Origin of the sequence: Desulfosporosinus fructosivorans, assembly GCF_004766045.1 — a bacterium.
Classification (GTDB): domain Bacteria; phylum Bacillota; class Desulfitobacteriia; order Desulfitobacteriales; family Desulfitobacteriaceae; genus Desulfosporosinus; species Desulfosporosinus fructosivorans.
Genome location: NZ_SPQQ01000035.1, coordinates 1 through 7316 on the forward strand (window position 1 = coordinate 1; position 7316 = coordinate 7316).

The following is a 7316-nucleotide window of genomic DNA, read 5'->3' on the forward strand; positions in this document are numbered from 1 at the left end:
CCTCTGGGTTCTGTTCCTTCAAATAGGTCGCCTGTTTCAGCGACTCTACGCAACATTCCGCCGAGCAATACGGCAGATGTTCTGGATCCCTTGAACCTGCACACTGTATAAAGGCTATTGTTTGTACTTCTTTACCGTCGGGGCGCGCAATTTTTCCCTTTTTGGCGAGTTCTTCCATTGTTTGACCCGAGATCACATTCTCGTATTTTCCATAGCCTAGGTTCTCCAGCTTGGTTGCATCATACGGTACGGCTCCCGTTGCTAGAATAACAGATCCGATTCGCTCCGTGATGCTCTTGCCGTCTTGGCTAATGGTTACATCAAACATTCCAGGTGCGCCGGCAATCTCTTTTATTTCTGCTCCAACATAGATTGTTACATCTGCATGAGCTTCAAGTTCTTTAATTCTCTCTGCAATATCGACATCTTCCGGACCTTCATACGGCGCTTTTAGCGGTGCTTGTTTGTAGAGACTGTTCATCCAACCACCTAACACCGGGCTTTTCTCTACGAGTACGCTTTTATACCCTGCTTTTGCTGATTCTAAAGCTGCCGTTATACCCGAAAGTCCTCCACCCACTACCAGGATGGTTTTTACCATGTTTTCCCCTTGGAACGACTCTGGCAAAAGAATATGCTTTGCTTTGGCAAGACTCATCCTCAGGCTATCTTCTGCCATCATCTGGGTATCTTCATCATTGGCTGGATGACACCAGGTGATTTGTTCCCTTAGGTTGGTCCTTTCCAGTAATATCGAAGGTCCAAACTCAAAAACGTCATAATTAACTCGTGATGAACATGCGGCGATCACGACTGTGTTAACTCCTTCGTTCTCTATGTCACTCTTAATTTCGGCGATGCCTTCTGCTCCACAGTAAAACGCATGCGTTTTGCATACTGGCACTTTGCTTTCCTTGGTGGCTACCTTAGACAGGCTTCCTATATCCAAGGATTCTCCAATTCCACAGCCGGTGCAGATATAAACACCTGTTTTTTTATCCATTGTGCTACCTCCTCACCGTCGATTGAATGGCCTTTAGCGCTGATGCCGTAGCATCTTTGGTCGATGAGGCAACATCCAATGGCTTTTTAACGCATCCAGCGCCATAAATCCCAGGTTGCTGTGAATCTGAAGCTATAAATCCATCCTCATCATAATTCATTTCTACAGGTACTTTTGTTCTTTCTGTTGCTGGTACCATCCCTGTCGCTAGTACTACCATATCAACCTTTTCTTTCATAATCTCTCCGGTTAACTGGTTCTCAACTTGTACTGTTAAGTCGTGGGTCAACGGATCCTCGGTGATTTCGCCGACTTTCCCTTTGATCATGTTGATGTCATCTTGTACCTTAAGATAAAATTCTTCATGTTTACCCATCGCTCTGACATCTATATAAAACATTGACACTTTAGCATCGGGGTATTGTTTCTTTACATACGTAGATTGCTTTAACGAGGCCATACAGCATACTCCAGAACAGTACGTCAGATGGTTTTCATCACGCGATCCGGCACACTGTACAAACGCTATACTCTTGACTTCTTTTCCGTCCGATGGACGCACTATTTTACCTCCGGTTGGTCCATTCGAGGCTGCTAAGCGTTCCATCATCACATTCGTGATCACATTCTGATGTCGCCCAAATCCGTAATAGTCCACTTTCTTGGCATCATACGGATCCCAACCTGTTGCCCATACGATCGAGCCAACATTCAGCTTAAAGCTTTTTGACGCCATATCTAATTCAATGGCGCCGTACTGACAGGCACTTACACATTTTCCGCATTCTGCTCCTAGACATACCTTATCATCTATGACGTACTTCATTGGAAAGGCAAACTCATGCGCTTTGTAGATCGCCTTTGTTTTATCCAATCCGTAATTGAAGTCGTTCGCTCTCTCGACTGGACATACTTCAACGCATTTTCCGCAAGCTGTACAGTTCTGATTTACATAGCGAGGATTTGATTTTACTGTGACTGTAAAATCCCCTTCTGTTCCTTCGATCGCTTCGATCTCCGCTACTGTGAAAAATTTGATTCGTGGATTTTGCTTGATTCGTTTGAAATTAATCTCCAACCCGCAGTTCGGCGGGCACAGTTTGGGGAAATACTGGTTCATCTGCGCTACCTTACCGCCTAGATAAGATTTCTCTTCAACTAGATAAACCTCGCTTCCTGCCTCGGAAGCTTCCACAGCGGCAGTAAGTCCGCTTATTCCCCCTCCAACCACTAGAATACTCTTATATGTCATCCTTTTCCCTCTTTTCTTTAACTACCAAGCATGACTTATTAATATTAATCGTAATTAAATGCACAAACTAGTATATAAACATGCGAAAATTTTCTAATAAATTAAGACTAGCACTTAGGTCATAATTAGTCAATATGACCATAATTAAGAAATCGTATAGTGAAATGATTCTACTTTTTTTTTCATGTCGCAATAACTCGATTTCTGTACATGAATTAATGCATTTCTCCCTATCTGAAAGGAGAAATGTACCAAACAAAAAGTAGAATCTGTACTTAATTTATTGGCAATGTATTCTAAATGACTACTATACCTTGGCTTAGAGAACTTTTTCGCAAAGTTTACCGACTTTGCCAGACTTATTAGAGCATAGCACTAGCCTTGGTAGCATTAGGATTAGCCATAGTAATTATGAATTAAGAAGTGTGAAATACTTACATATGTATGGTTACTGATTTTCGAGTTTTCGAGTTAAAATAGTGTGTCAAAATGATGTAGTATTCGGGTAATAGCATCAAGAAAAGGGATAGGGCTTCATTATTTTGAAATCACCTATCCCTTATTGTTTTCTGTGATTATCATTTACAAAAAGATCTATCCTTGCTCGGCACTCTTAATCCCGGTTTTTATATTTTCTGTCATTTTACTCATTAAATCCTGGAACTTTGAATTTGCTTCATTTGTGATTAAAACTTGACGATCTCTTAGACATGATTGCTCCAATTCTTTCATTGTTTGCTGTTCTTTTTCGCTTATTTCAATTCCGGCCATTTTTTTGCCATGATGTTCCGACTTCAGTTTTTGTAGATCTTCTACTAGCTTACAAGCCTCTGAATTATGTAGAAGGTCATTCTCAGCCTGCTTAAATTCTTTGTACACGTTTGAAAGTCCTATAGACTTGCCCAGTTCTATGCTTTTTTGCATTATTTCCTCTAGTTCCAAAGTTATGATTCCTCCTAAAGTAAATTTACTATATATTTAGTTTCTAAATCTATTTTAACACTTATTACTCTTAAAAATAAGCGAATGGGTACAAATTTCGAAATTTTCGAGAATTTGCACCCTTTCCTACTTACAATCAGTCAAGGAGCGTAGCAAAGCTAGCTAAATGATCGATCGATTGATTGTCTTAATGACACGTTCCCTAGTGTTATTCAACACCAAACATATCAATAACAGGCTTTTTAAAGACTGACCATTCGTTCGTATTAGGATCCCACTTCATATTAACAAAGCAGTGCCAGTTAGCTTCGTCAAGCGTTGGACGGTCTGTTCTGAAGTAGTATCCAGGCCAACGTGTTTCTTCACGGAAGGTTACGGCGCGAAGATGAGATTCAGCTTGCCATAATCTGTGTTTGTTTTCCCAAGCTCTCAACAGTTCATAGAGATCTCTTGCAGCTATTTTTTCAGAGTCTTCTTTGAGGAAGACAAACAGTTCTGCAGCTCTTTCTAAAGAAGCTGTGTTTAAGTTGAAGAATACGTTAGCTCCACCAACATACTCGTCCATGAGCTTTTGTAAGCGATACATGAACTGCTTAGGCATAATGTAGGCTGGGTTAACTTCACAATCCGTGGTGAATCCTTTGTTGTCTTCGAAGATTTGGAGCGGTTGGACGATCGCTGCTTTAACAGCTTCTATTACCGCAGGATCAGCTTCAGTCAAGGTATTGTTCTCTAAGATATACTTGATTGCTGATTTTGCTGCGATACGTCCTTCAGCATGCGTTCCTGAAGAGAACTTGTGAGGGCAAGCTCCTGTAGCGTCTCCAGCTGCGAAGAGTGCAGGAACTGTGGTCATTTGAGCATATCCCCAGAAATAGTCTGTTCCAGCAGATAGATCTTCTGGTCCAGATACCCAAGCTCCTGATGATCCTGAGTGAGAACTGATGAAGTATGGCTCTGTTGCAGCGATTTCAGAAGATCTAACTTCTGGCTCGACGTTGGTAGCTGCCCACAGTAACGCTTGAGCAATGGTCATATCCAAGAAATCTTCCCAAGCTTCATTCTCCAGCTCTTTCATCTTTTTCTTGAAAGCTTTAGGGTCATCTTCATATTTTTTGGCCAAGTTAGCGATAGCTTCCTCAGTCCTCATATAGAGAGGTCCTTTGCCTTCTTGGATGTCAAGCAAACCGAGGTGGTTACGTAGGTTTGCTGGAATCGGACGAGCTGCACCGTATTTGCCGTATTTATCTAATTCGCTGATGCGGGTTTCCATGTAGTTCTCGCCCAATGCATTGGTTGCACGGGATTTAAAGAGTAAGAACCATGCTCCAACTGGACCGTATGCATCTTTAAAACGAATCGGTACGAAACGAACTTCTTGACAAGTCATTTCTGCTCCGGCTTTCATTGTGAAGTATGCGGAAGATCCTGTGGAGAACGGAGGATACCAAGAACGGCCTGCGCCTTCACCCGTAGATTTAGGTTTGAAGACTCCAACAGTTCCACCCATAGCACACAGTGTTGCTTTTGCTTTGAAGACATAAATCTTATTCTCACGAACACTGAATCCAACGGCTCCTACGCATTTGCCATCTTTCATCAATGGTTCTGTGATGAATACTCTCTCATAAATGTTTTCTTCGCCCAAAGCATTCTTAGCTGCTTCAGCAACGATGACTTTATAAGATTCTCCACTGATCATTAGTTGCCAGCGACCTTCGTGTACATAGCCGCCATCTTCACCCTTCCAGAGTGGAAGTCCCCATTTTTCAAACATGTGAACGGAGCTATCTACGTGACGTGCAATGTTAGCGACTAAGTCATCACGGGCTACCCCCATCATGTCATATTTAACATATTTAACATAATCTTCAACTGTGTTTTTACCTTCTGCAAGTCCTACATAAAGGTTGATAGCAGACAATCCCATTCCGACTGCACCGGAACGTGGCATTGATGCTTTATCTACTAAAGTTACCTTTAGTCCATTTTGTTTTGCCCAGTAAGCAGCTTCAACAGCTGCGCCACAGGATCCCATTCCGCCTCCAATGATGAGAAGGTCGGTGGTTATTTCTACTGTTTCAAAGTTCATTGGCATTGATTTTAACCTCCCTATATATTCCCTTATTCATAAATAAGAGCTTACTTTTTGTATGTCCAAACTGGCATATGCATTGAAGCGGGTTCGGTATACAGTTCGTGGCTGTTAATGTCAGTTGTGATTTCATAACCAGCATCGGGTACTGCGGAACCTTCTTCAGTTGTACGAATTGGGAATTTGAAGCGTTTGGTCATGCCATTACGGAATTTAACAGTCCACATGATGCTGTCAGATCCACGTAGTGGGGTGACTGATGCGCCTAGGGGTACAAAGTCTGCATATCCGCGAACGTCCATTGCTTGTTGAGGACAAGCCTTAACACAGCATAGGCACTCCCAGCATTGGCTAGGATCTAGGTTTGTAGCCTTCATCGCTTCTTTGTCTAACATCATCAGGTCATTTGGGCATGCATACATGCAAGCTGTTTTGTCTTGCCCTTTACATCCGTCACATTTTTCTGCAATTACAAAACTTGGCATTGTCTAACCTCCATCATTCATATATTTTGAAACTAAACTAAAGAGAATTCTCTTTAGCCTAGTTCACAAACTAACGGGCAGCTTACTTAGCAGCGTAATATTTGAGCAGGATCTGTAAGACCTCTGGACGACTGAAATTACTAGGTGGAACTTCGCCTTTGGCTAACATTCCCCGTAACTTAGTTCCACTGATTTTTAGATGATCTTCTTTACCGTGTGGGCAGGTTTTTTCTGTAGTCATGCCATCGCATTTTGTGCAATACATAGCTGCAGTAACCCTGATCGGTTGACAAAGAATTTCACCTGGTTTGTATGTGTCAAATATTTCTTGGGCTTGATAAGCGCTATAATAGTCGCCTACACCAGCGTGATCGCGGCCAACAAGAATATGGCTACATCCGAAGTTTTGACGGAAAATAGCATGTAAAATGGCTTCACTAGGTCCTGCATAGCGCATTTCCATAGGATAAACCTTCATTACAGCATTTTTCTCATTAAAATAATTCTTCAAGAGAACTTCGTAACATTCCAGACGTGTTTCAGCCGGAATATCACCCTCTTTGAGTTTTCCTACGATAGGGTGAATGAACAATCCATCACAAACTTCATTTCCCATTTTGCATAAGAATTCATGGGAACGATGTAAAGGATTACGTGTTTGGAAAGCTGCAACGGTTGCCCAGCCCTTTTCATCAAACAACGCTCTGGTTTGAGCAGGAGTAGCGTAGTAATCGCCGTATTTAGTTGCGTATCCGAGCTGACTAAAGGTTACCAGCTCTCCACCGACATTGATATTTCCTTGGGACATAACTTTAATGACACCGTCATGTACTGCATCATCTGTGAAAAACACAGTTTTGCATTCTTTAACTTTGTCATACTCATATTTATCATTTACCGTTAAGATACCACAATAGGTATCGGTTTCATCATCCACTAAAGCAACTTCCATGCCAATTTTAATGGCTTCCGCTTGTTCTTCAGTGACAGAGAGTGTAATAGGGAGCGGCCAAGCTAAACCACTAGTTAAGTGTTGTGTGTTTACAACACTTTCATAATTTGCTTTATCCATAAATCCTGTCAGTGGGCTAAATGCACCCATTCCGATCATTAAAAGGTCAGATGTTTCTCTTGAAGACATGCGAATCACCGGTAAAGTTTTTGCTTTGGCTAAAGCCGCAGCCCGTTCTGATTCAGGGAGTAATACTGGTGTTAATTTTCCGCCATGCGGTGGTACTAATTTAGACATGTTATAGTCCTCCTCTATTTTAGTTTGCATATATGAGTCTATGAACAAAATAAGTGTTAGCCAGGGCCCTCAATACTATTGCTGGATTAGACACAGCGTAAAAGAGTCTCCGGCATCCCCCCTTTCATACACCCTAGACTTTTTAACCAAATCTTTCAGTCAAACCCAATATCTAGAGACCTAATGTAGGAAGCTTATGTTTCCAACTAGGCCTTAGGTTGGCTAGCAGCGCAAAGAAACTCGGACAATTCCATAACTTGTAATACGTCGCCCTTTTCCAGTCCTGCGCA

The 7316-nt window shown here is 41.9% G+C and carries 6 protein-coding genes; all 6 read right to left on the reverse strand.

Translation table 11 applies throughout. From position 1 onward, the window contains the following. Window positions 1-1003, reverse strand: a 1003-nt coding sequence (locus E4K67_RS29370) for a CoB--CoM heterodisulfide reductase iron-sulfur subunit A family protein (protein ID WP_135553245.1), incomplete at its 3' end; no start/stop codon positions are given. A 4-nt stretch (window positions 1004-1007) separates the two neighbouring features. Further along, window positions 1008-2255: a CoB--CoM heterodisulfide reductase iron-sulfur subunit A family protein gene (locus tag E4K67_RS29375; RefSeq protein WP_135553247.1), complete on the reverse strand. Its 1248-nt coding sequence runs from the start codon at window positions 2253-2255 to the stop codon at window positions 1008-1010. 594 nt (window positions 2256-2849) lie between these two features. Continuing rightward, a complete protein-coding gene (locus E4K67_RS29380) occupies window positions 2850-3197 on the reverse strand; it encodes a YlbF/YmcA family competence regulator (protein WP_338031931.1) in 348 nt (115 codons plus the stop codon). Between the two features lie 208 nt (window positions 3198-3405). Further along, window positions 3406-5295: an adenylyl-sulfate reductase subunit alpha gene (gene aprA, locus E4K67_RS29385; protein ID WP_135553249.1), complete on the reverse strand. Its 1890-nt coding sequence runs from the start codon at window positions 5293-5295 to the stop codon at window positions 3406-3408. Window positions 5296-5339: 44 nt separating this feature from the next. After that, a complete protein-coding gene (aprB, locus tag E4K67_RS29390) occupies window positions 5340-5777 on the reverse strand; it encodes an adenylyl-sulfate reductase subunit beta (RefSeq protein WP_135553251.1) in 438 nt (145 codons plus the stop codon). 82 nt (window positions 5778-5859) lie between these two features. Further along, window positions 5860-7026 (reverse strand): sulfate adenylyltransferase, encoded by a 1167-nt coding sequence (sat, locus tag E4K67_RS29395; protein ID WP_135553253.1) that lies wholly within the window; start codon window positions 7024-7026, stop codon window positions 5860-5862. Between the last annotated feature and the right edge of the window lie 290 nt (window positions 7027-7316).

Excerpts from the sequence above, each read along its gene's own strand:
- E4K67_RS29375 (WP_135553247.1), bottom strand. The coding sequence starts at position 2,255 with ATGACATATAAGAGTATTCTAGTGGTTGGAGGGGGAATAAGCGGACTT.
- aprA (WP_135553249.1), bottom strand. The coding sequence starts at position 5,295 with ATGCCAATGAACTTTGAAACAGTAGAAATAACCACCGACCTTCTCATC.
- aprB (WP_135553251.1), bottom strand. The coding sequence starts at position 5,777 with ATGCCAAGTTTTGTAATTGCAGAAAAATGTGACGGATGTAAAGGGCAA.
- sat (WP_135553253.1), bottom strand. The coding sequence starts at position 7,026 with ATGTCTAAATTAGTACCACCGCATGGCGGAAAATTAACACCAGTATTA.